Origin of the sequence: Arthrobacter sp. 18067 (assembly GCF_902706295.1) — a bacterium.
Classification (GTDB): Bacteria; Actinomycetota; Actinomycetes; order Actinomycetales; family Micrococcaceae; genus Arthrobacter.
Genome location: NZ_CACSJJ010000025.1, coordinates 43766 through 67473 on the forward strand (window position 1 = coordinate 43766; position 23708 = coordinate 67473).

Genomic DNA, 23708 nt, shown 5'->3' on the forward strand with positions numbered 1-23708 from the left:
TGAAAGCGCTTACTATTGATTAAGGCAAGAGTTTCTTTGAAATAGAAGACTTTGATCCATATCTTCTCCTAAAGTAGAAAGCGTTTACTACTGTCCTCCACCACTATGTGACAGATTCGACACAGAAAATGACTTTCCTGTGGAGTGGCCCCCTAGCCAAGAAGGGGTGCCATGAATCATGCTTGCTGCATGTACTCAACGACGAGCCCATACCGCATCATCACGGTCTGCACTGGAAACATCTGCCGCTCGCCCATGGCAGCGCTCATGCTCACCGAAGCCTTCGAAGCGGAAGGGCTTGGCGAACTTGTCATCGTGGACTCTGCGGGCACCACCGGGTACGAGGTCGGGCATCCCATCGATCCCCGCGCAGCCCGGGTCCTCACAGCCCAGCACATCGCTTCCGAGGACCACGTAGCCCGAAAATGGCGCCGGGAATGGTTCAGTGAGCGCCACCTGATTCTTGCGCTCGACGTAGACCATTTCGGCTGGCTTCAGGAAGGTGCACCCGATCCGGAATCACTGGGGAAAGTCCGGATGCTGCGCAGCTTCGATCCCCACATGGCAGGGCGCAGCTCCCTGGACCTGGGCATCGAGGACCCTTGGTATGGCGGCCACACTGACTTCGACAACACCTGGACACTCGTCAAGGCGTCCATCCCCGGAATCGTGCAGTATGTCAAGACAGCGATCGCTGCTGCTGATGACGCCCAAGCCCACGAGCCCCAGCAGGTAACCTCTATGTCATGACCCCTGCACCCGTGATCATCGCTGTTGACGGCAGGTCCGGCGCAGGAAAAACCACACTTGCCGTTGAACTGGCGGCCCGGCTAAGGCAGCACCACAAGGTTTCACTTTTCCATCTGGAGGACATCTACCCCGGCTGGAACGGCCTCCGCACGGGCATAGAACGTTACGTCGCCACAGTCCTGACGCCGCTGAGTACGGGCCAAGCCGCCGAGTGGACCAGCTGGGACTGGGAACGGCATTACGACGGCGGGCTGAACGTCACGCTGCCCGCCGAGATCGTGATTGTTGAAGGCGTTGGAGCTGCGGCAGCCGCTGCCCGTTCCATGCTGGACGCCGTGGTGTGGGTCGAATCCCCCGGTGGCGATCGCCGTCGTCGTGCGTTGGCGCGGGACGGAAGCACCTACGAACCGTACTGGGACGGCTGGGCCGCCCAGGAGGATGAATGGCTTGAATCGGATTCCGTGGCGGACGCCGCCGATATCCGCGTGCAAAACCTTGCCGACGGAAGCGCACCGGATAACGTACTGCAGGCCCTCATGTACCTGGCGCCGCTCGCGGCGATCCTCTCGCCGGAACTCAGTGGCCGCCGCGGACTGCAGCTGCGCTCCGAGCGCCTGGACGTGATGCCCGATGCTGCGCAGCTTTTCCAGTCGCTTTATGGCCGCTCCACGAACGCAGTATGGCTGGACTCGTCAAACGCCTCGGCGGTGGCCGGCAGGTCCCAGGCTGCTGCCCGCAGCCGCTTCAGCATCCTGGCGGACGACGGCGGCACCTACGGTCAGTCGGTCCTTCACCGCGCCGGGGCCACCGAAGTGACCGCCGGATCCGCCACCGTCACCACCTCCGGACCGTTTTTCCGCTGGCTCGACTCCGTATGGGGTCGCCGCGCCGTCCGCGCACCCCGCGGATACGACGGCCAGTTCACGCTGGGCTGGCTGGGATACCTGGGCTACGAACTCAAACGGGAAACCGGCGGCAACGACGTCACCTCCGACACCCCGGACGCAGCCCTGCTTTTCGCCGGCCGCGCCGTGGTGCTGGACCATCGGGAACAGACTGCCTGGCTGCTCGCCTTGGAAGCGCCCGACGCCGATGAGTGGTTGCGCGAGGCCCGCACCGCCGTCGGGGCCACTGCGGTCCCCACTGCCACGGCCACCGCCAATGGAACCGCTCCCTCTGGACTCGAGTTTGTCAGCCGCGACTCCGCCACGGACTACAAACGCAAGATCGCAGACTCCCAGCACGAAATCAGCGAAGGCAATTCCTACGAGGTCTGCCTGACCACCACCCTTGAAGCCCCAGCCGGGGACCTGGATCCGTGGAGCAGTTACCTGAATCTTCGACGCCGGAACCCGGCACCGTTCGCAAGTTACCTTCGGTTCGGCGAACTGGTGGTCGCGAGCACGTCGCCCGAACGTTTCCTTCGCATCCTGTCCGATGGCGGCATGCGCGCCGAGCCAATCAAGGGCACCCGACGCCGTTCCCCGGACGCGGCTGAAGACGCCGCCCTGCGGCACGAGTTGGAGGCTTCGCCGAAGGACCGCGCCGAGAACATCATGATCGTGGACCTGCTGCGCAACGACCTGAGCCATTTCGCAATACCAGGTTCCGTGACGGTCAGCCGCCTGTGCGCCATTGAAAGCTACGCCACTGTCCATCAAATGGTCAGCACCATCGACGCGCACCTGAAGCCGGGCGCACCACGCGCCGAAGCCCTGGCCGCAGCCTTTCCGGCCGGCTCCATGACGGGTGCGCCGAAGATCAGCACCATGGACATCCTGGACCAGCTGGAGGCGGGGCCGCGGGGCATCTACTCGGGTGCCATTGGGTACTTCTCACTGAACGCTGCCACGGACCTCGCCGTTGTCATCCGCACTTTGGTGGTGAACCCCGACGGCGACGGCGGGCGAACGCTGTCCCTCGGGGTGGGCGGGGCCATCACCGCGGATTCCGTGGCGGATGACGAATACGACGAGATCCGCACCAAGGCGTTCGGTGTTCTGTCAACGTTGGGCGCCGACTTCCCGGGCTAAGTCCCCGGTCAGACTACTGGAGCGTCGCCGTCAATCTGGCCACGTTATCCACATACTTGGCCAACGGTGGTCTGTGCATCCAGTCATCCAACATAAGCTCACGGGACACCTCGCGATACGTGGATTCCACGGCCCGCATGAGGTCCACGGTTTCGGCGCCGAGGAGCATCACCGAGACCTCCATGTTCAGGGAGAAGGAGCGCATGTCCATGTTGCTGGAACCGAGAACTGCCACTTCATCGTCGATGGTGAAGTGCTTGGCGTGGAGGACGTACGGCGCCCGGTACAGGTAGATACGGACACCGGCATCAAGCAGGGCTTCGTAGTAGGAGCGTTGGGCATGGTGGACCAGGAACTGGTCGCCCTTTTCGGAGACGAAGAGTTCCACGTCCACTCCACGCTGCGCCGCGGTGGTGATGGCGTAGAGCAGGGAGTCGTCCGGGACGAAGTAGGGGCTGCAAATGGAGATGCGGTGCTGCGCCGAGTAGATCAGGGTGTTGAACAAGCGCAGGTTGTTTTCGGTGGCGAACCCTGGGCCGCTGGGCACTACCTGGGCGGTGACACGGCCGGGAGCCGGCTGGGTTGGCAGTCGCAGCTGGTCCTCAAGGGACTCGTCCGTTTCGCTGAGCCAGTCCGTTGCGAACACGACGTTGAGCGTGGCCACGATCGGGCCCTCGAGCCGGGACATGAGCTCCACCCATTTGCGGCCCACCTTGTGGTGCTTGGGGTTGTTGTAGGAGGGCTCGATCAGATTCTGCGAGCCGGTGAACGCAACTTCGCCGTCGATCACCATGATCTTGCGGTGGTTCCTGAGATCGGGCCGCCGCCATTGACCGTGGATGGGCAGCAGCGGCAGCATCCGCTTCCACTGGATCTTTCCTGCCTTGAGCCGCCGGATCAGGCGCCGGTAACCTTTGACGCGCAAAGTTCCGATGTGGTCGAAGAGCAGCCTGACGGTGACACCGCGGTCAGCCGCGTTCTCCAGCTCGGTGAGCAGTTCGTCCGTCACGGAATCGCTGCTCATGATGTAGAACTCGGCATTGACGTAGCTCTTGGCGCCCTTAACTGCCTGGGCCATGGCCTTGATGGACTCTTCGTAGCCCGGTATCAACTCAACTTTGTTGCCGTCAACCATGGGCAACGATCCGAGCCGATGGTTCAGCTCCCCCGCCGACTTCACCCATTCCGGCCCGGAGTAGACGCTCACGGGATCAGCCAGATCGGAGGTGACGGCCCGCACGCGGCGGTTGACTTCCTCCTGCTGCTCACGCCTGCGCCGGGACAGCTTGAAATTGCCAAAGAGCAGGAACAGGACGAACCCGACAGATGGGATGAGGAACACAGCCAGGAGCCAGGCCATGGCGGTGGTGGGACGGCGGTTGCCGGGAATGATGCCCAGCAACACGATGCGCATGATGACTTCCGCAATGGCCCACACGCCAAGCAACCAGGTCCACTCCTGGCCAAACGGAAAAGGAAAGAGCACCCGACAAACCCCCACAGTTCATGAACGACAGTGACCACAGCCTATCCGGCAAAGTCCCCTTCACTGGGTCAGCACTAAGCTGGGAGCATGACTTCACCTGCCCCGACGGTCCTTGTTTTCCTGGACCCGGCCTTCGAAAACGGACGCATCGCCGATTCCAGCCAGCCCCAGCTCATGGCAACGGACTTGGGTGCCACCCGCGGAGACGGCGTCTTCGAGTCGCTCCTTGCCGTCCAAGGCCGGCCCCGCAAAGTCCAGGCGCACCTGAACCGGCTGGGCAGTTCTGCGGCAGCCTTGGACTTGGCGGTCCCCGAGCAGGACGTGTGGCGCAAGGCGATCGAGACCGCCATCAACGAATTCCGCGACATCCACCCCGCGCCCACGCCGGAAGAGGACGAGGTTGTCGTCAAGTTGATCGTTACCCGCGGCGTTGAAGGTGCCGCCAGTCCCACATGTTGGGTACAGGCTTCGCCCTCGCCCGCGGGCAGTCGCCGGCAGCGCGAGACGGGCATCGACGTCGTACTTTTGGACCGTGGCTTCGATACCGAAGCCGGCGAGCGCGCGCCATGGCTGCTCCTTGGCGCCAAGACACTCTCCTACGCGGTCAATATGGCGGCGCTGCGCTACGCGCACAAACAGGGCGCCGACGACGCGATCTTCACATCCACTGATGGGCGCGTCCTTGAAGGCCCGACGTCCACAGTGCTGCTGGCGCATCTTGAAACGGTCGACGACGGCGAGGGTTCCGTCAGGACTATTCGCCGCCTGATCACGCCGCAACATGACAGCGGCATTCTCCCTGGCACCTCGCAAGGTGCGCTCTTTGCCGCCGCGAAGGCTGCGGGCTGGGAGCTTGGCTACGGACCTCTGGTACCGCAGGACCTCTTCGATGCTGATGCTGTGTGGCTCATCTCGAGCATCCGCCTGATCGCACCCGTGAACCACATCAACGGCAAGGAAATCGGCACTCCCGCGGTGCGGAAGCAGCTCACCGCCGAACTCAATGAGCTCTTCGCGGGCATCGAATAGGCACACTGCTCCGCTGGCATCCGCCGACGGAGCCCCGCATGGAACCTAGCAGGTAACAAGTAGAGTAATCGCTCGCATGACTCAATGATTAGGAACTCTTAGCCTGAGCCGCGGGCAATTTGCGCGTCCGATCGCGTTCCTTATCCTCCTTGAAATGGTCATTAGTCATGTGATGAATCTTGTTCTCGTGTTAGTTGGATCACGTCCGGCTAGTACTACTTCAGACTTTGCTGGCTAACTTCCCGGAGGGAATATGGGACTCAGCTCCCCCACAAAAGCCGAAGCATCGGCAACCGAGGCTCAGTCCCAGACTGATGCCTCACACACAGGACTGCGCCGGTCCATGGGGGCCCGGCACCTGGTCATGATCGCCATGGGCGGCGTCATCGGCTCGGGCCTGTTCGTCAGTTCCGGATACACCATCGCCACAGCCGGTCCTCTGGGTGCCGTGCTGGCATTCCTTATCGGCGCCGTGGTGGTCTATCTGGTGATGGCCTGCCTCGGGGAGCTCGCTGTTGCGTTCCCCGTCTCAGGCGCCTTCCACATCTATGCCGCCCGGACGATCGGTCCTGCCACTGGATTCGCCACCGCCTGGCTCTACTGGCTCTGCTGGGCCGTCGCTTTGGGGTCTGAATTCACCGCCGCGGGCCTGCTCATGCAGCGCTGGTTCCCCGGCGTCGACGTCTGGATCTGGTGCTTCGTGTTCGCCACCGTCCTTTTCACGCTGAACGCCATTTCATCACGCGTCTTTGGCGAATCGGAGTTCTGGTTCGCGCTCATCAAGGTCGCCGCCGTCGTCGGCCTGATCATCCTGGGTGGCGCCGCGTTGGCCGGCTTCCACCCCCTCGCCGTAGGCGAATACCCCTCCTTTGGCGAGAACTTCACCACGCCGGACGGGTTGTTCCCGAACGGCTTCACCGGAGTCTTTGTCACCTGCCTGGCAGTGTTCTATGCGTTCTCCGGGTCCGAACTGATCGGTGTCGCAGCGGGCGAAACGGCCAACCCCGGCGCGAACATCCCCAAAGCCATGCGGACCACGGTCATCCGGCTCATGATCTTCTTTGTTGGCGCGATCGTCGTTATCGCAGCCACCATTCCCTACGAGCAAGTCAGCGTGGACGAAAGCCCGTTCGTCACCGTCTTCTCCATGCTGGGTATCCCGTACGCCGCGGACATCATGAACTTCGTGATCATCACGGCTCTGCTCTCCGCGGGCAACTGCGGGCTTTTCTCCTGCGCCCGTATGCTCTTCTCGCTGGCCGACGAAGGACACGCGCCCAAGGCCTTCCGTAAGTTGACCAAGCGCGGCATCCCGATGGTGGCCCTTTGCGTGAGCATGCTCGGTGGCCTGGCGTCCCTGATCAGCAGCGTGGTTGCCCCGGCAACGGTCTACTTGGTGTTGGTCTCGGTGGCCGGTTTCGCGACCGTTGGCGTGTGGATGTCCATCGTCGCTTCACACTTCATCTACCGCCGGACCTTCGTGAAGAACGGTGGCGACCTCAGCACACTCCCCTACAAGGCGCCGTTGTTCCCACTGGTGCCGATCCTCGCGTTCGCACTGTGCGTGGTGTCGCTGATCGGTATCGCCTTCGACCCCAACCAAGTTGCGGCACTCTTGTTCGGCGTTCCCTTTGTGGGCGCCTGCTACGCCGTCTTCTACTTCAAATACGGCCGACGGCGGTCGCTCAAGAAGGCAGTAGACGCTTAGGGCTGCGGTTTCCTGACCTTGTTTCAGTCCGGGTCGGCCTACTTCTTGGCGGCGCGGACTGGATGCTCGCTCAAAATGGACAGCCGATTAAAGGCATTGATCCCGATGGCAGCCATGCAAAGGACACTGATCTGCTCGTCGCTGTAGTGCTGCCGTGCCTGTTCGAAGATCTCGGGGCTTGGCCGCGAGGAGCTCATCCGGGTGATCTGCTCCGCGATTTCCATGGCGACTACTTCGGCGGGCTCGAAGAGCTGTACTTCCCGGTAAACAGCCACCAGGGACAGCCGCTGTTCGGTCTCGCCGTACTTCAGGGCCCGGCGATGGTGAAGGTCCAGGCAGAATGCGCAGCCGTTGATCTGCGAGCAGCGATAGTTGATGAGTTCAAGGGTCCGGCGCGAAATTCCGAGCCGGTCGGCCTCTTCAACGAGTTGTTCTGAATAGCGGCTCAGGGTGGCATAGAGATCCGGCTGCTGCTTGTCCAAGTAGCCGGCAAGGCGCGGCTGTGTTTCCTGTTCGGGCATATTTGGAGCCTAACGCAAAGGGGCCGAGCACTCTCAAGTGAGAGAGCGTTGGCCAAAACCCGACGGGAGGTGAGAGAGCATCGGCCAAAACCCGACAGGGAGTGAGAGAGCGTCGGCCGAAACCCGACGGGAGGTGAGAGAGCGTCCTACTCGCGGGCGGCCGGGGTGTCGGCGGCGAGCCTGATGCCGTGCTCCGCCAGCCACACCGGGTTGAAGGCCTTGCTCAGGTAGTTCGTACCGGCGTCGGGGGCTATGGCCACCACCACTGAGCCGTGCGGTGCAGCGCGCGCCACCCGCAGAGCGGCAGCCACCGCGAGTCCGGAGGACGGACCCAACGCGAGCCCCTCCTCATCGAGGAGCCGGTGGACGGTGGTGTAGACCTCGTCGTTGGGGATCCGGAGAAACCGGTCCACGATGGAGCGGTCGAAGGCCTTGGGCCACTCGGGTTCCGGCCAGGAGTTGCCCACGCCGTCCACCAGGATCTCACCTGGGTGCCCGCCACTGTACGCAGAGCCGTAGGGATCAGCGCCAACGACTTCCAGATGTCCGCCAGGCCGCAGAGCCGCCACACGTTCCTTCAAGTACCGGCCATTTCCGCTGATGGTCCCACCGGTCCCGATTCCCGCAACAAAATGCGTCACCAAGCCGCCCGTCTGCTCCCAGATCTCCGGCCCAGTGGTTTCGTAGTGCGCAAGAGGATTGGCGGGGTTGTCGAACTGCATGGGCCGCCACGCTCCGGGAGTCTCGGCCGTAATCCGGGCTGCCACCGCCCGCGCGTTCTCAGGCGACTCTGACGGCGCATTCCAGTCGGTCAGGATCACGCGGGCACCATAGTTGTGCAGTGCAGCGAGCTTCTCCTGGGAAATGGTGTCGCCCGTGACCACCACCACCGGATGCCCGGTCAGGTGCCCGATCAGTGCAAGCCCGATCCCGGTATTGCCGGACGTGCTCTCCACGATTGTGGCCCCGGGTTTCAACTCCCCCGAGCTCTCAGCCGCCCGCACCATGCTCAGCGCGGTCCGGTCCTTGATGGAGCCGCCGGGGTTTTCGGACTCGAGCTTGACGTGGATGGCGCTGCCCAGTCCGCGGCTCAGCGCCTCCAACTTCACCAGCGGGGTGTTTCCCACCTTGTCCAGAACCGAAGCATCCAGCCCGTCCGGAACAGCGGAAGCCGCATGCACCCCGTGTTTGCGAATCGCCGTACTCACCACGATCCCGCCCCTTCCTCTGTTCCCGGGAAAACCTGGTCAATGACGTCGCGAAGTTCCGTCCGCGCCCGCTCCACAAGGTCCGGTGCCGACGGCCTGTCCGCCAGCACGTCAGCGAGTCGCCCCGCGACGACGCCCGTCCCCTTTCCGAGCGGCTGCGCGGCTCCCGCTTCAAGCAGCAAATAGGACGCCGTCAGGGCCTCTATCGCCAAGAGCTTTTCCGCCGCCTCCAACGATTTTTCGAGTTGCTGCAAGGCGAGCGGGGCGAGGGTTGAATGGTCCTCGACGTCGGCGGACAGGGTTGCCGCGCCGAGGGTTGCCGGGGCGGCCAGGAACTTGAGTTCGGCCAACAGTCCGGCTGCGGAGTACCACAGCAGCCCGGGCAGTTCCTCATGGGCAAGACCCGGCGCACCCGCTTCAGAGGACGCAGCCTCCAGATGCCTTGCCCGGATGGCCCGTTGGGGCGGATACAACTTGGCGATGCGCCGTTCACTGGAAATTCCCACATGCGCCAAGGCCAACCGCAGGCCTTCAAACGCAAGAGCCAGCTGCATCGGTTGAAAGTTCCCGCCGGACACCATGTGACCGGATTCGACGTCCACCAAGGGATTGTCGCCGCGGCCGTTCAGCTCCACTTCCAACGCAACACCGAGCTGTGTCACCAAGGACCGGAATGCCCCGTGCGTTTGCGGCGCAGCCCGGAATGACAGTGCGTCCTGCACCGAAACCTCGGGACGAACGTCCTCCAGCCATCCACCCCTCAACAGGTGACGCACAGCAGCAGCCGAGTCCCGCTGCCCGTCCACCGCCTTGGCCGTCTGGATCGCCGGCGAAAACGGGCTGAGGTTCCCGCCGCCGTCGTACCTTGCGATGGTCTCCAGCGAGAGGGAAAGCGCGACGTCGGCCAGCTCGGCTACGCGCTGCAACCGCACCAAGGCGAGGGTTCCTACCCCCACGGAATACGCGTTGGCGCTAACCAGCGCGAGCGCCTCGCCCGGCGCAAGAACCAATGGTTGGAGGCCGGCGTCGGCGAGCGCTTTGGCCCCCGGCACCAGGGTTCCACCGGCATCGAAGGCTTCGCCCTCACCTATCGCAACGGCAGCGACGGCGGCGAGCTGGGTCAGGTCGGACGAGCCCACGGACCCTTCGCGTGGGATGGCGGGAAGGACGCCGCGGTTGATCATCTCGACGTAGAAACCAGCTGTTTCCGGACGGACACCGGAGCCGCCGCGGCTGAAGCCTATAAGCCTGGCAAGTATCACGGCCCGGGCAGCAGAACGCTCCAGATACGAGCCCACACCACTGTTGTGGTACCTGACTACTTGGATTTGGTACGCCAGGAGGGACTCCTCCTCCACAGCGGTGTCGCGGCCGGAGCCGAGCAAGGTGTTGAGCCCGTACACGCGTTGCCCGGAGGCCGCGGCGCGTTCAAGCACATCCCGGGATCGGCCGATCAAAGACAACGCATCTTGGTTGAGTTTCACGTGAAACGTCGGGTCCGCAGCAGCCATGGCCACACTCCGGGCAGACACCGGCGCCGTTCCCAAAAAGAGGGTACGCGGCTCAGCGGTCGCCATTAGAAGTCCAGGAGATTCTGCCGGAAACCACCGTTGCCGTAGCTCTTCCTCAACAGGCCACGACGCCGAAGTTCGGGAGTGAGCTTGTCCAGCACGCCATGCACCGTCACCGGATCAACGAAGCCCGAGAAGAGGAAGCCGTCGCCACCCACCTCAGATCCTGTCGACTCGAGGTAGTCGGCAATTTCGCCAACCGTGCCGATGATCGAGTCACCCGCACCGCCACTGCGCGCCTGCAGGATCTGGCGCAGCGTGGACCCGGGAGGCGCCGCCTTGGCGAAGTGTTCCAGTGTCCCTTGATTGCTGTTGGTGCTCAGTTCCGGAAGGGGTGCGTCGAGATCGAATTGTTTGAAGTCGATCACGGACAGGTAGGAGATGGAGTTGAGCTGGCTGTCGATGTCGCGCTGGGTAAGCTCACGACGTTGGGCCCGCAATTCCTCGGCCTCGGCAACAGAACCAACCACGGTGGGCTTCAGGACGAAAAGCACCTTGACGTCGTCGGGGTTCCTGCCGGCTTTGGCAGCCTCGGCACGGATCGAGTCACGGTAGGACTTCATCCCGTCAACGCCACGGGCTAGGGCAATCGCCACATCCGCGTGTCCGCCCGCGAACGCCTTCCCCCGGGGAGACGCACCCGCTTGGACCAGCACCGGCTCCTCCGGCAGCGGCGCCGTGTTCAGCGGACCACGGACTTTGAAGAAGTCGCCCTGATGGTTGATGGGGTGCACTTTGCTGTGGTCCGCGAACACCCCGGCGTCCGCATCCTCAAGAACAGCGCCAGGTTCCCAGCTCCGCCAAAGCCGCCTGACGACGTCGACGAATTCCTCCGCTTTTTCATAGCGAAGATCGTGCTCGATCTGCTGGTCCAGCCCGTAGTTCTGCGCGGCGAGGTCACTCCCCGAGGTGACCACGTTCCAACCCAGCTGCCCCTCGGAAAAATGCTGCAACGTGGCGAGGAGACGGGCGGCTGTGAAGGGCGGGTAGAACGAAGCGCTGACCGTCGGCACGATGCCCAGGTGCTCGGTGGCGGCGAGAAGGTACGGGACCAATGCCAGCGGATCATGTTTGGGCGCGAAGGACGCGTGGGCCAAGGACACCTCGGCCGAACCGCCATACGTATCAGGAACCGTGAGCGAGTCCTCGATGATGAAGAGGTCCAGGCCGGATCGTTCAAACGCCCGGACGGCCTCCTGGTACAGGGCCGGTTTCTTCCAGTCGTAGCCCAGGCCGTAGCCGGGCGTCCCCCAGCCTTGGACACCGAATCCATGGCCCACAAACCATCCAAAGTGCAGCATGGGCTTGAGTGTAGAACTGCTCTGTCCGTTCACCGCGACCTGATTTCATGCGAAGTTACAGGGGGTCGTACTGGGTCAATTATGCTCCCGGGACGTCACAATTGGACGTGCCCCGGACCCGCCCGGTTTCCACATACGGTGGTCGCCTTGTTCCGCAGACAGGAGGCGTCGGGAATGATCACAGTATGAGTGCATCAACCGCCCGCACTTCCGCCAAGGACAGGCTGTCCAGCGTCTGGGCCCTCAAGGGCTACAAGCGCGAATGGTTGCGGCATGACATCATCGCTGGTGCGGCGCTGTTCGCCCTGCTGGTGCCCGCCGGGATGGCCTACGCGCAGGCAGCCGGGCTTCCACCCGTCACCGGACTTTACGCGACCGTTGTACCGCTGCTGGTTTACGCCGTCGTTGGACCTTCCCGCATCCTGGTCCTGGGACCCGACTCGGCCCTGGCCCCGCTGATCGCAGCGGCGATTGTGCCCCTCGCAGCGGGCAGCAGCGCGAAGTCGGTGGCGTTGGCAGGACTTTTGGCCGTCTTGGTGGGTGCCTTCATGCTCGCGGGCTCAGCCTTGAAACTCGGGGCAATCACGGGCCTGCTGTCCAAGCCGATCCGGCTTGGATACCTCAACGGGATCGCCCTGTTGGTAGCGCTCTCGCAGCTGCCGGCGTTTCTGGGGATTGAGGCCGACGGCGACATCTGGCAAAAGCTCGCGAAGGTCAGCACGGGGGTGCTGGGTGGCGAGGTCAACATCACCGCGCTGCTGCTGGGCGTGGCCTCGCTGGCGTTGATCTGGATCCCGAGGCTCCTGAAATGGAAGGTTCCGGGCGTCCTGCTGGCGGTGGTTGGCTCCTGCGTTGCGACGGCGGTCTGGGGCCTCAACGACGACGTCAAGGTCACCGGAGTCTTGCCCCAAGGCCTGCCGATGCCCGCGCTGGGCGGTATCGGCTGGGCTGACGCAGTGACGTTGTTGCCCGCCGCCGCCGGCATTGCCCTCATGGCCTTTGCGGATACGGGAGTCCTGTCCCAAACCCTGGCTGCGAAGGAAGGCAAGCGGGTGTCCGGCAACCGGGAGATGGCAGCGCTCGGGGCGGCCAACGCTGCCACCGGCTTACTGGGTGGATTCCCGATCTCGGGCAGCACTTCACGGACGCCGGTGGCTGTGGATGCAGGCGCCAAATCCCAGATGACCGGAGTAGTTGGCTCGCTGCTGGTGCTGGCGTTCATGCTGCTGGCACCGGGAGTGACCGGGTACCTGCCCTCGGCAACCTTGGCCGCCGTCGTCATTGCCGCGGCGATCACCCTCGCGGATCCGGCGGGTGTACGGCGGCTCTTCGGCCTCAGCCGCAGCGAGTCCGTAGTGATGCTGACGGCGTTCCTGGGAGTCCTGACCGTGGGCGTTCTCCAGGGAATCGTGGTGGCCATAGCGTTGGCGCTTTTGGACTTCGTGCGCCGCGCCTGGGATCCGTACCGAACAGAACTCGGTGCCGAGGAGGGCCTGCCCGGGTATCACGACCTTGAGAGACACCCTGGCGGCGAACGCATTCCCGGCCTCCTGATTCTCCGCTTCGATGCGTCCCTGTTCTTCGGGAACGGGCAGGTCCTGGCCGCGTTTGTCCGCGAGCAGCTGCATGAGGCCCCGGAAGAGGCAGCAGACCCCATAACCCACGTCATCCTTGCCGCCGAGCCCATCACCGGGATCGACACCACAGCCTTGGACGATCTGGTCACGTTGGATGAATGGCTCGCCAGCAAAGGGGTGGACTTGGTGTTCGCCGAGCTCAAAGGACCGGTGAAGGACAAATTGATCCGCCTGGGCACAGCAGCCCGTTTCACACCCGACCACTTTTTCCCCACTGTCGGGGCCGCGGTGCGTGCGCTCAGGCGCGAATAGCTCCAGCACCTCCGATTACGCAACATGACGAGGGTGCAGGCACTTGCAAGTGCAGCCCGACGCCCGCGGATGTTACGTTTTTCTTGAGTAATGAGTACCAGCGCAAAGCCCTGACTTGCTGGTCGGCAACCCTCTCTCCGGCGGGGTGCCTCAGGTGACTACTCGGCGTATCGACAACTCGAACTGCAAGCGTGACTGAGGAGCACCAGCAATGCCTGAACCCACTGAAGAAAAACTCTCCTACCGCCTGATTACAGGCCCGGATACCCGTGATTTCTGCGAGCGTATCCACAACTCGCTGGCAGAAGGCTACGTACTCCACGGCAGCCCGGCCGCCACGTTCAATGGCACCGACGTCATCGTCGCGCAGGCCGTCGTCCTGCCGGCCGCGATTGCCACTGCGGATGCCGCCGTCGCCAACGCTGTTGACCAGCTGGAGAACTACGACGACGAAGAAGCATTCGAGGGCCACGCATGAGCTACGCAGGTGACCTGACCCCTCAGGACGCGTGGGCCAAGCTTGAAGAAGGCGCCATCCTGGTGGATGTACGCACCGAGGGCGAGTGGGCCCACATCGGCATCCCCGACACCAAAGCCACCGAGAATGATCCCCTGTTCATCCAGTGGAACCTCGCTGGTGGCATCCCCAATTCCCGTTTCATCGAGGACCTCCAGCAGCAGGCACCCGAGGACGACGCCGTGGAGCTCGTCTTCATTTGCCGCTCGGGCCAGCGCTCCATCTCCGCCGCCATCGCCGCAACGCAGGCCGGTTTCACTGCCTACAACGTCCTTGAGGGCTTCGAAGGCGAACCGGACCGCTACGGGGAGCGCACGGTCAATGGTTGGAAGAACCGTGGCCTGCCGACGAATTTGGGGACCGAGTAAGTGACTTTCAATCCTGACGCCGCCGGCTGGAGCCCTGACACCCAGGCCGTCCGCGGTGGCCTTGACCGCACCAATTTCCAGGAAACGTCCGAGCCTGTTTTCCTGAACTCCGGCTTCGTTTACGAGTCCGCCGCAGCTGCCGAACGCGCCTTCACAGGCGAGGACGAACGTTTCGTCTACTCCCGCTATGGCAACCCTTCCGTGGCCACTTTCCAGGAGCGCTTGCGCCTGCTCGAAGGAACCGAGGCATGCTTCGCGACCGCGTCCGGCATGTCGGCAGTCTTCACCGCCCTGGGCGCGCTGTTGGCTGCCGGTGACCGCGTTGTTGCTGCCCGCTCGCTCTTCGGCTCATGTTTCGTGATCCTCAATGAGATCCTCCCCCGCTGGGGCGTGGAGACAGTATTTGTAGACGGGCCGGATCTGGACCAGTGGCGTGAGGCTCTCTCGGAGCCGACCACCGCGGTCTTCTTCGAGTCGCCGTCCAACCCCATGCAGGAGATCGTCGACATCGCCGCGGTCAGCGAACTTGCGCATGCCGCAGGGGCGACGGTCGTCGTCGACAATGTCTTTGCCACTCCCCTGCTGCAGCGCTGCGGTGAGCTGGGCGCGGACGTGATCGTCTACTCCGGCACCAAGCACATCGACGGCCAGGGACGTGTCCTGGGCGGCGCAATCCTGGGCACCAAGGAATTCATCGATGGCCCGGTCAAGCAGCTCATGCGGCACACCGGCCCCTCACTGTCCGCCTTCAACGCCTGGGTCCTCACCAAGGGCCTGGAGACCATCGGGCTGCGCGTAAACCACAGCTCGGCGTCCGCTTTGAAGATCGCGGAGTGGCTTGAGCAGCAACCCGCCATCAGCTGGGTCAAGTACCCACTGTTGAAGTCACACCCGCAGTACGAATTGGCCGCGAAGCAGATGAAGGCCGGCGGCACGGTGCTGACGTTCGAGCTGCTCCCTTCCGCGGGACGTTCTGCCAAGGAGTCCGCGTTCGCGCTGCTCGACGGCCTCCGCGTTATCGACATCTCCAACAACCTGGGCGACTCCAAGTCCCTCATCACCCACCCCGCCACCACCACCCACCGGGCCATGGGTCCGGAGGGTCGGGCAGCGATCGGGCTCAGTGACGGCGTCGTCCGTTTGTCCGTGGGACTTGAAGACGTGGACGACCTCATCCTGGATCTGGAGAAGGCGCTCAAACAGGTCTAGCCTTGCTGCCATGAGCGGGAACCATCCCTATCGCCGTGCCGGAGCGGTCATCGTTGCCGGCACGGTGGTGTGGTTCGTTGGAATCTCGCCGGTCTCCCGTGTCTACATCACCCCGGACGACGCCGAGCGCCTGCGCATGCTGACAGCCGGACAGCGCGGCTGGATCCTTGGTCAGCACATCACGGCCATCGGAACAATCGCAGTCCCGGTGGGATTCGCCGCGTTCGCCCGTGCCGTTCCGCACCGGGACGCCTCGCGCGGAAAGGCGAAGAAATGGGCTACTGCAGCTGCCGCCGCCTTACTCGCCGGGGCCCCGTTCTTTGTTTCCAGCCTCGCCCGGCGGGCCGCTGACATCGAAGGTTTCGCCTACCGCCGGGGATCCAACACGACGTTCCTCACGTACTCCGCGCTGCATGTTGTGGCGTTGGCAGCGCTCGGCGGAAGCCTTCTTTCCATGCCAGCCAGCCGATGGATCGGGATCACGGCCGCGGCCAGCGCACCTATCTATGGCGCCATCCTGGTCGCAAAGAAGGACATCCCGCCATTCTGCTTCTACTTGGTAGAGGGACTGGCCGGCGCCTACCTGATGACGTGGGAAGAACCCGAGGCCGACGAGTCTAGGGCCGCCTGACCCGGGTCAGCATTGGTGCGGGCTCCTTATGCGCGTCCGAGGCGCAGCCCCGCACCGTCAGCTTCGCAGCATGCCCGACGACGGCGGCCAAGGCTTGGTTGCTGGGCGGACTTCCCGGCTGGAGTTGCCGGTCCCGCTGCCTTTTGTTGTAACGCACGGCGGCTTCGCGTTGCTCGTGGGCCCCGTTGCCCCGTTCCAGCAAGTCCGAGATCCCCGCTTTGACCAGCTCCAATTCATGTTGGTCATCCAGGACCGGGCTCACATAATCCACCAGTGCCCACACGACCTCCGCCGCCGGCTGAGGACGGAAATCACCAAAATCAAGAAGATCTCCGCGCAGCCCTGAATTACTGGCTTGCCAGCTCGCCATCCGCAGTAGTGCCGTGGGCACCGCAGTGGGCTCAACGCCGTCGAGCATTTCCAAAGAAGCCGTCTCCACCAAGGCCCGGACCAGCACTGCAATCAGTGCCGCGTCCTCGGCGCGCAGGCAGACATCGGCCACGCGGACCTCCACGGTGGGGTGGTTCATGGAGATGCGGGCGTCAAAGTAGATCATGCCCTCATCCAGGATTACGCCTGTTTCCAGCAGTCGTTTCACGATGCGTCGATAGGCGGTGAGCGAACCAAAAACGGCCGACGGTCCGGAGGTGGGCCATCGGTTCCATGCCTGCGTGCGGTAGCTGTCGAAACCCGTGGGAAGTCCGCGCCAGTAGGGCGAGTTGGCGGTGAGGGCCGTGAGCACAGCGAGTTTGTCGCGGATGTGGTCAAGCACCACCACACCTTCCTCGGGCGACTCCACTGATGTATGCACGTGGAATCCGCACGTCAATTGCTCCGTGGCGATGATCCCAAAGCGATCCAGCATTGCGGAATAGCGGGGATCCGGAGTGGTATGCGTGTTCGAGGCCAGTGGAGACGTGGCGATCGCGGCAACCCGGGCTCCGTGTTGGCGGGCGGCCTCGTTGGCCATGGCCCTGCCTCGGTGGATCTGCTGCAGGAGCTCGGTGTAGCTGTGGCAGGGACGGGTCTGGGTTTCAATTTGTTCCAGCTTGAGTTCGTGGCTGAGGCCCGTTGCGGTTGTGGGCTCATCGTGGCCTGCCAGCAGCGCATCCGCGAGGGCCAAGGGCTCGCCCGTCACAGGATCGACGATGAGCAGCTCTTCCTCAACCCCGAAAGTCCGCATGCTCCATTCTGCGCCCGGAGCACGGTGGAGGACAGGGCCGACATGAGGCCATCGCGTGGAGCTTAGTCCTGGAAGTACTCGATCTTCGCGCCGATGGTGTTCAGCCGCTCGGCCAGGTCCTCGTAGCCGCGCTCGATCACGTAGATGTTGCGGAGCTCCGAGGTTCCCCTGGCTGCCAACATCGCCAAGAGCAAGCAGGCGGCAGGGCGCAGGGCCGGTGGGCAGCCGATTTCCGCGGCACGCCACTTGGTGGGTCCGTTGACGTAAATCCGGTGCGGATCCAGCAACTGCACCTGGGCGCCCAGCTTGTTGAGCTCCGTCAAGTAGATGGCCCGGTTTTCGTAGACCCAGTCGTGGATCATAGTCTGGCCCTCGGCGTTGCCCGCAATCACGGCGAAGAACGGCAGGTTGTCGATGTTCAGGCCCGGGAACGGCATGGGGTGGATCTTGTCCTGCGGCGCGCGGAGCTCCGAGGGCTTGGTTGTGACGTCCACCAGGCGGGTCCGGCCGTTGCGGGCCATGTACTCGCCTGAGATCTCGAGGTTCTGGCCCATCTGCTCCAAAGTAGCGAGCTCGATTTCCATGAATTCGATGGGAACCCGGCGGATGGTGACCTCGGAGTTGGTGACAATGCCGGCGGTAATCAGGCTCATGGCCTCGATGGGGTCCTCGGACGGGAAGTACTCAATATCGACGTCAATGGTGGAGCGGCCGGTGATCTTCAGCGTCGTGGTTCCGACGCCTTCAATCGCCACTCCAAGCCCCTGCAGGTAGAAGCAGAGGTCCTGGACCATGTAGTTGGGGCTGGCGTTGCGGATCACCGTAGTGCCTTCGCGGTGCGCGGCGGCCATGATGGCGTTCTCGGTAACGGTGTCACCGCGCTCGGTCAGGACGAAGGAACGGTCATGAGCGTCAGCTGGAGGTGCAGAAACAGAGTAGAAACCGGACTTCGCTTCAACCTCGAGTCCGAACTGGCGAAGCGCCTGCATGTGGGGCTCTACGGTCCGCGTGCCGAGGTCGCAGCCACCGGCGTAAGGCAGCAGGTATTCGCTGGTCTCGTCCAGCAACGGACCGAGCAGCATGATGACGCTGCGGGTGCGTCGGGCGGCATCCACGTCCATGGATCCAAGGTCCAGGACCTCGGGCCGGCGGATGCGGAGATCGCTGCCGTTGAGCCATGTACATTCCATGCCGATGGACGTCAGCACCTCGACGATCCTGTTGACTTCCTCGATGCGTGCCAAGCGGCGCAGCGTGGTGGTGCCACGGTTTATCAGGCTCGCGCACAGAAGCGCGACGCCGGCATTCTTGCTGCTGTTGACGTCCACTTCGCCGGAAAGGGTTCGGCCACCCTCCACGCGGAGGTGGGTCATCTGCGGCTTGCCCACTTTGACGATTGAACGCCCGACAATGGCTTCGAGCCGTTCGATCATCCGGAGGCTCAGATTCTGTTTGCCTTGCTCCATCCGGGCGATTGCGCTCTGGCTGGTTCCCAGCTCGGTAGCCAACTGCCCCTGCGTCCACCCTTTTTCGCCACGGGCGTTGCGGAGCAGAAGGCCTACGTGTTCAGCGGTAGGTTGCGTCATATCCAAGAAATATCACAGGTGAGCTAGAACTCCTGAACAAAACGCCGTTTGAGCGGCAAAAGTCACATCGTACCCGCACTGTGAGATAAGGAGCCCGACGGCGGCTGCACCTGCTGGCGAACGCTTTCCCTTAGTTACTCCAAGGGCAGAGGTCCCCATTGCGGTTCCCCGAGCGATGACCAAGCATGGACTTGAAAGCTCAGGGGGAAACATGCCTTTCTACGGCGCCGACGTCGATCAACTCAAATCACTCTCCAAGGCCCTGGCCAACGGCGCGTCACTTCTGACCAGCCGGGCCCGGGAACTCGACTCCTTGATCAGCCAAAGCGCATCCGGCCAGGGCGGCAACTGGCAGGGCCAGGACGCCCAACGGTTTGCCGCAGACTGGCGAGGCCGCCTGCGACCACTGCTAGAAAGAACCACGCGCGGCCTCGAAGAGGCGTCAAAGTCCGCGCTCACCAATGCCGGCGAGCAGTCCTCCACTTCGACGGAAGGTGCGGGCGGGAGCTCAGGCAGTGGTTCAGGGAGCGCCGGCAGTTCCGATGGCGGCTCAGGCGATTCGGGCACATCCGGGAACGACGCCACCACCAAGACCGCAGCCAATCCGAACCCCGGCCAGCCAACACCGCAGGAAATCCTGGACAAATACCAGGTCAGCGACGCCGAGACCACCAATTGGCCCGGGGACTGGGATCCCCTGCGCTTCGTGGTTGACCAAAGGGAGGTCACCGAGAAGGAAGCGGAGCTCCTCAACGGCCTGGGTCCTTTCGAGATGAACGCCTTCAAAGGCATTCACGATGACGCCTTCAGCACTGCCGACGACCGCTTCCCCAGCGCCGACCGCAACGATGACCAGAACGATGCCTTCCGTCACGCGTATTGGAACGCGCTCATGGTCAAGGAGTTCGGCGCGGACTGGGCGGAGGACTACGCCACGGCGCACGAGCAGCTCCCCGGCAACCCCGCGCCCCGTGAGGCCATGGATCTGTACAACAATGAGGTGGGCCGCAATGTGGCCATAGCCAACCCGGATGCCAGCGCTGAGGAGCTTGCGGACTTGATCGAGGAAGCCGTGAACAAGGGCGACACTGTGGTGGTGGGACAGGACCTGCTGCCCCATCCGTCCAATGAAGTCCCCATGGACCAGACTGGCGACGCCAACAATGCCGAACCCGCCCCTGGCGAGGACCCTGAGTTCAACGACGAGTCGAGGACAACCTCGTGAGGGTCCGGGCTCACGTCCATGAACGACGCCGGACGCGGACTTCCGCGGGCCGCGTCGCCGTCGCCGGCCTGTTCGCTTTCATTCTGGCCTGCGCCCTGGCCGCCTGTTCACTAGGAGGATCCGTCATGCCCGAATCGAACGAGAAGCTCAACAGCCAGGTGCTTGAGTCTGCGAGGAACGGCACGGCCTTGAAACTGGCTGACGCCACGGACTTCGAGTGGGACCAGGCAGGTTTCGTAACGGAGGGAACGCCGGCCACGGACATCGAAGCAGCCTTCGGCGAGCCGCTGACCAAGGAGAACCGCTACACGGCGTCGCCCGCGTTGTTCGTCTTCCTGAAGGACGGGAAGGTGGCCAAGGCAATCCGCATCGTCCCGGATGCCTTCTTCGGCGCTGACGCACAAAAGAAGTACGGCCGGGACGTGGTCCTCACCCCGCCGGAGGGGAAAAAGGGCTTCCTCACCTGGCAGGAGTAGCGCCCGAAGTTACTGGACGCGCCAGTACCCCAAGGCATCAATCCGATGCTTGTCCACGCCCAGCACCTTCCGCAGGTGCTTCACGATTGCCCGGGTACTGGACGCTTCACAGGCGATCCAGAAGAAGTCTTCATCCACGGAAACAGTCTCGGCAGTGAGAGCACCGCAGACTTCCTCTACCAAAGCGGCACCATCGCGTTTGCGCGGAATCCAGCTGACGACGTCGGAATCTGACGTCCGCACGTCAAGGGAGGGGTCGGCATCGTGCTGGTATTCAAGCCAGGCGGTCACCGGAGCCGCGCCCGCAGCGGTGAGCTGCCGCTCGTCCAACAAGGAGTTGATGGCCGGGATGGACGCGGGATCGCCCACCACCCAGATCCGACGCGGAGCCGGCTGCGGGAATGTGAAGGAACTGCCTTGGACCGTTGCATCGATGGTGTCGCCGGCGCTGACGGAGCGGGCCCAATCCGCCGCAACGCCGTTGTGCATTGCGAAGTCCATGCTGAACGTGCCCGTCGCAGGGGAAGCGTTGACCAAGGTGTAAGCGCGCTGATGGGCCTTGCCGGAATCGTTGAACCACAGCCGGATCCACATGGTGGGATGCAGGCCGCTGCGCTCCAGGAGTCCACCGTCGCGCACGTGCACACGCAGGAAGTCCGGAGTGATCTCTTCCTTCCCCGTGACTTCCAAGGTGAAGTCCTTGGCGCCCATGACTTTGAGGACGACGCCTTCCCAATTCCGCTTCAAGCAACACTCCTTCACGAAAGGCCACGATTTGTGAACGGGGCCAAAGCCATTTATCTTGAACTTAAGTAAGCCTAACCTAAGCTCGAAAGCGGCCTGAGATTATGACGCCTGCCCCGACGCACAATTCCGCCCCGGCAGGCGGCCCCGGAACCTACCGTGACTCATGGGGAATCCCGCACCTGTGGGCGGATTCCGCTGATGAAGTCGCGTACCTCCAAGGCATGAATGCGGCCACCGACCGCTCCTGGCAGATCGAACTGGAACGGTGGCGTTCGGAGGGCCGCACGGCGGAAGTGCTCGGCCCGGACGTTGTGGTCTGGGACCGGTTTGCCCGGCAAGCCCGGCTGGACGACACCGCGCGCCGCTGCTTTGAAAACCTCGACGACGACACTCAACGCTGGTGCGGACGGTACGTGGCCGGCGTCAACCAGGCCCTGGCGGACGGGCTCCGCGGCGGCCCCGAGTTCAACGAATCCGGCAGCACTCCGGAGCCATGGAATCCGTGGACGCCGCTCGGCGTCTTCCTGGTGCATCACATCCTCTTCTCCACGTTCCCCAACAAGCTCTTCAGGGCGCACGTCGCGCGAACACTCGGCGACGAGGCCGTGAGCCTGTTCAGCATCGAAGCTCCGGTCTGGTCCGGCAGCAACGCCTGGGCCGCGCACGGTTCGACGACGGCCAGCGGCCTCCCGCTGATCGCAGGCGACCCCCACCGCCTCATGGAACTCCCCGGCGTGTACCAGCAAGTTCGGCTGGCCTGCCCGGAGTTCGACGCGATCGGCTTCGCATTCCCCGGGGTCCCCGGGCTCCCGCACTTCGCGCACACCGGCCACACCGCCTGGGCAATCACCAACGCCATGGCCGACTACCAGGACCTCTTCGAGGAAGAACTGCGCCGGGTCACCGATGCGGACGGCGAGCGCGTTGAGGCGCGTGGAGCGGAAGGCTGGGAAACCGCCGTCGTCAGTACCGAAACCATTACCGTCCGCGACGGCGAGGCGGTCACCGTCCAGGTCATCGAGACGGACCGCGGTTCAGTGATCTCTGAAGCGCCCGACGGCGACGCCCTGAGTCTGCGTTTCCCGGCCCGGGTTGAGGGGCGGCTGGGTTTCGAGGCCCTCCTGCCACTGCTGCGGAGCCGGAGCGTCTCCGAGGTTGAGGTCGCTTTCGATGCCTGGGTGGAGCCGGTCAACAGCGTGGTGGCCGCGGACGATTCCGGGACCGTGCGGCACTTCGTTGCCGGACTCGTTCCGCAACGGAATCCCGCAAACCGTCGTCTCCCGGCTCCGGCGTTCTCCGCGCGCCATGAGTGGGACGGCCAGTACGTGATCCTGCCCCGCACCGAAATCCACCAGTTTGCCGTGAGCGCGAACGACCGCGCTGCAGGAGGCGGCGATGCCGTAGCCATGGAGTTCGCGCCGGCGCACCGTGCCCTGCGCATCCGCGAGTTGCTGGAGTCCGCTCCGGCCGGGACCTTGTCAGTGGATGACATGCAGGCTATCCACACGGACACTTTGCTGGGTCCGTGGCCATTGTTCCGGTCACTGCTTGAGGGGATCGATGCTGACGATTTGTCCAGCGAGGCCAAGGAATTGCGTTCATTGCTGTTCGAATGGGACGGCCGCATGGACGCCGGAAGCCACCGCGCTGCCGTTTTCTCAGCGTGGCGGGGCGCGTTGGTACAGCGTCTGGCACGGCACGCCGCGCTTGCTCCGCTGAACGAGCCCACGGGTTACTCCCCCTTGTTCGGGCCATGGTTGTCCGTGGTATCCCGCGTTGGTTTTGCCCTGGAGACCCTCCTGGGCCGCGGCTCCGAGCTCGGCATCAGCGTTGGTGTGGAAGCTGCGGCCGGGCTCGAAGACGTTGCATTGGAGGAAGCCATGCTCAATGGCTCTACCTGGGGCGACCGGCACAAGCTCCTGCCCGTTCACGTCCTCCCGGGTGCCCTCGGGTCATCGGCACCCACATCCGATCTGAGCGGAGACACCGGGTGCATCCTCTGCACCGAAAGCCTCCCCGGAGTAGACGACCGAAGTTTCCGTGGGCCCGTGGCCCGTTACGTTTGGGACCTGTCCGATCGGCGAAACAGCCGATGGATTGTCCCTTTCGGCGCCTTGGGTACGCCGGACCACCAGCACTTTGCCGACCAACTCCCGCTATGGACCGCCGGGCAACTCGCCCCTGTGGTCACTGACTGGTCGGCCCTGGTCAAAGACATTCCCTAGCTAAACCCGTTGCCCGCATCAGCCCGCATCACCCCCCCGAAGGAA

The 23708-nt window shown here is 63.7% G+C and carries 20 protein-coding genes and 1 riboswitch; of the genes, 12 read left to right on the plus strand and 8 right to left on the minus strand.

Annotation, left to right across the window (positions count from 1 at the left end):
- Positions 1-189 precede the first annotated feature (189 nt).
- Both GVL04_RS21015 and pabB read left to right on the plus strand, forming a co-directional pair.
- Positions 190-750 (plus strand): low molecular weight protein-tyrosine-phosphatase, encoded by a 561-nt coding sequence (locus tag GVL04_RS21015; RefSeq protein WP_159708215.1) that lies wholly within the window; start codon positions 190-192, stop codon positions 748-750.
- On the plus strand, positions 747-2783 hold the full coding sequence (pabB, locus tag GVL04_RS21020) for an aminodeoxychorismate synthase component I (protein WP_159708138.1): 2037 nt from the start codon (positions 747-749) through the stop codon (positions 2781-2783). Before GVL04_RS21015 ends, pabB begins: the two co-directional genes overlap by 4 nt.
- A gap of 13 nt (positions 2784-2796) precedes the next feature.
- On the opposite strand, the gene cls is transcribed toward pabB, so the two are convergent.
- Entirely contained in the window at positions 2797-4269 is a 1473-nt protein-coding gene (cls, locus tag GVL04_RS21025; protein ID WP_159708140.1) for a cardiolipin synthase, read from the minus strand.
- Positions 4270-4356: 87 nt separating this feature from the next.
- Here cls and GVL04_RS21030 point away from each other — a divergent pair, with 87 nt between their 5' ends.
- Positions 4357-5298, plus strand: a complete 942-nt coding sequence (locus GVL04_RS21030; RefSeq protein WP_159708142.1) for an aminodeoxychorismate lyase — start codon at positions 4357-4359, stop codon at positions 5296-5298.
- A 253-nt stretch (positions 5299-5551) separates the two neighbouring features.
- Positions 5552-7006, plus strand: a complete 1455-nt coding sequence (locus tag GVL04_RS21035; protein ID WP_159708144.1) for an amino acid permease — start codon at positions 5552-5554, stop codon at positions 7004-7006.
- Between the two features lie 38 nt (positions 7007-7044).
- Here the strand turns inward: GVL04_RS21035 and GVL04_RS21040 are convergent, their stop codons facing one another.
- The 4 genes from GVL04_RS21040 to GVL04_RS21055 form a co-directional block, all read right to left on the minus strand.
- On the minus strand, positions 7045-7527 hold the full coding sequence (locus tag GVL04_RS21040) for a carboxymuconolactone decarboxylase family protein (RefSeq protein ID WP_159708146.1): 483 nt from the start codon (positions 7525-7527) through the stop codon (positions 7045-7047).
- Between the two features lie 146 nt (positions 7528-7673).
- Positions 7674-8738 (minus strand): PLP-dependent cysteine synthase family protein, encoded by a 1065-nt coding sequence (locus GVL04_RS21045; RefSeq protein ID WP_159708148.1) that lies wholly within the window; start codon positions 8736-8738, stop codon positions 7674-7676.
- A complete protein-coding gene (locus tag GVL04_RS21050) occupies positions 8732-10312 on the minus strand; it encodes an aromatic amino acid ammonia-lyase (protein WP_159708150.1) in 1581 nt (526 codons plus the stop codon). The genes GVL04_RS21045 and GVL04_RS21050 overlap by 7 nt, the downstream gene beginning before the upstream one ends.
- Positions 10312-11640, minus strand: coding sequence for an NtaA/DmoA family FMN-dependent monooxygenase (locus tag GVL04_RS21055; protein ID WP_159708152.1), 1329 nt, complete (start codon positions 11638-11640; stop codon positions 10312-10314). Before GVL04_RS21055 ends, GVL04_RS21050 begins: the two co-directional genes overlap by 1 nt.
- A 152-nt stretch (positions 11641-11792) precedes the next feature.
- On the opposite strand from GVL04_RS21055, the gene GVL04_RS21060 reads away from it, so the two are divergent.
- The 5 genes from GVL04_RS21060 to GVL04_RS21080 all read left to right on the plus strand — a co-directional run bounded on the left by GVL04_RS21060 (position 11793) and on the right by GVL04_RS21080 (position 16221).
- On the plus strand, positions 11793-13496 hold the full coding sequence (locus GVL04_RS21060; RefSeq protein ID WP_159708154.1) for a SulP family inorganic anion transporter: 1704 nt from the start codon (positions 11793-11795) through the stop codon (positions 13494-13496).
- 86 nt (positions 13497-13582) lie between these two features.
- Positions 13583-13694: riboswitch (SAM riboswitch) on the plus strand.
- 13 nt (positions 13695-13707) lie between these two features.
- Positions 13708-13974: a DUF1737 domain-containing protein gene (locus GVL04_RS21065; RefSeq protein ID WP_159708156.1), complete on the plus strand. Its 267-nt coding sequence runs from the start codon at positions 13708-13710 to the stop codon at positions 13972-13974.
- Complete coding sequence (locus GVL04_RS21070; protein ID WP_159708158.1) at positions 13971-14381, plus strand: rhodanese-like domain-containing protein; 411 nt, start codon at positions 13971-13973, stop codon at positions 14379-14381. Before GVL04_RS21065 ends, GVL04_RS21070 begins: the two co-directional genes overlap by 4 nt.
- Entirely contained in the window at positions 14382-15590 is a 1209-nt protein-coding gene (locus GVL04_RS21075) for an O-succinylhomoserine sulfhydrylase (RefSeq protein ID WP_159708160.1), read from the plus strand. It begins immediately after the preceding gene.
- A 10-nt stretch (positions 15591-15600) separates the two neighbouring features.
- Positions 15601-16221: a hypothetical protein gene (locus tag GVL04_RS21080; RefSeq protein WP_159708162.1), complete on the plus strand. Its 621-nt coding sequence runs from the start codon at positions 15601-15603 to the stop codon at positions 16219-16221.
- Here the strand turns inward: GVL04_RS21080 and GVL04_RS21085 are convergent.
- Positions 16208-17404 (minus strand): glutamate--cysteine ligase, encoded by a 1197-nt coding sequence (locus GVL04_RS21085; RefSeq protein WP_159708164.1) that lies wholly within the window; start codon positions 17402-17404, stop codon positions 16208-16210. The two genes, GVL04_RS21080 and GVL04_RS21085, sit on opposite strands and share 14 nt — an antisense overlap.
- Positions 17405-17466: 62 nt before the next feature.
- Entirely contained in the window at positions 17467-18990 is a 1524-nt protein-coding gene (locus GVL04_RS21090) for a UDP-N-acetylglucosamine 1-carboxyvinyltransferase (RefSeq protein WP_159708166.1), read from the minus strand.
- 211 nt (positions 18991-19201) lie between these two features.
- On the opposite strand from GVL04_RS21090, the gene GVL04_RS21095 reads away from it, so the two are divergent.
- Both GVL04_RS21095 and GVL04_RS21100 read left to right on the plus strand, forming a co-directional pair.
- Positions 19202-20215 (plus strand): WXG100 family type VII secretion target, encoded by a 1014-nt coding sequence (locus GVL04_RS21095; RefSeq protein WP_159708168.1) that lies wholly within the window; start codon positions 19202-19204, stop codon positions 20213-20215.
- 125 nt (positions 20216-20340) lie between these two features.
- Positions 20341-20691 carry a hypothetical protein gene (locus GVL04_RS21100; protein ID WP_159708170.1) on the plus strand — a complete coding sequence of 117 codons (351 nt, stop codon included), beginning with the start codon at positions 20341-20343 and terminating at the stop codon, positions 20689-20691.
- Between the two features lie 9 nt (positions 20692-20700).
- On the opposite strand, the gene GVL04_RS21105 is transcribed toward GVL04_RS21100, so the two are convergent.
- The gene (locus tag GVL04_RS21105) at positions 20701-21438 is read right to left on the minus strand and encodes a siderophore-interacting protein (RefSeq protein WP_159708172.1); all 738 of its coding nucleotides are present in this window, start codon (positions 21436-21438) and stop codon (positions 20701-20703) included.
- A 101-nt stretch (positions 21439-21539) separates the two neighbouring features.
- Here GVL04_RS21105 and GVL04_RS21110 point away from each other — a divergent pair, with 101 nt between their 5' ends.
- Positions 21540-23663: a penicillin acylase family protein gene (locus GVL04_RS21110; protein ID WP_159708174.1), complete on the plus strand. Its 2124-nt coding sequence runs from the start codon at positions 21540-21542 to the stop codon at positions 23661-23663.
- The last annotated feature ends 45 nt before the right edge of the window (positions 23664-23708 follow it).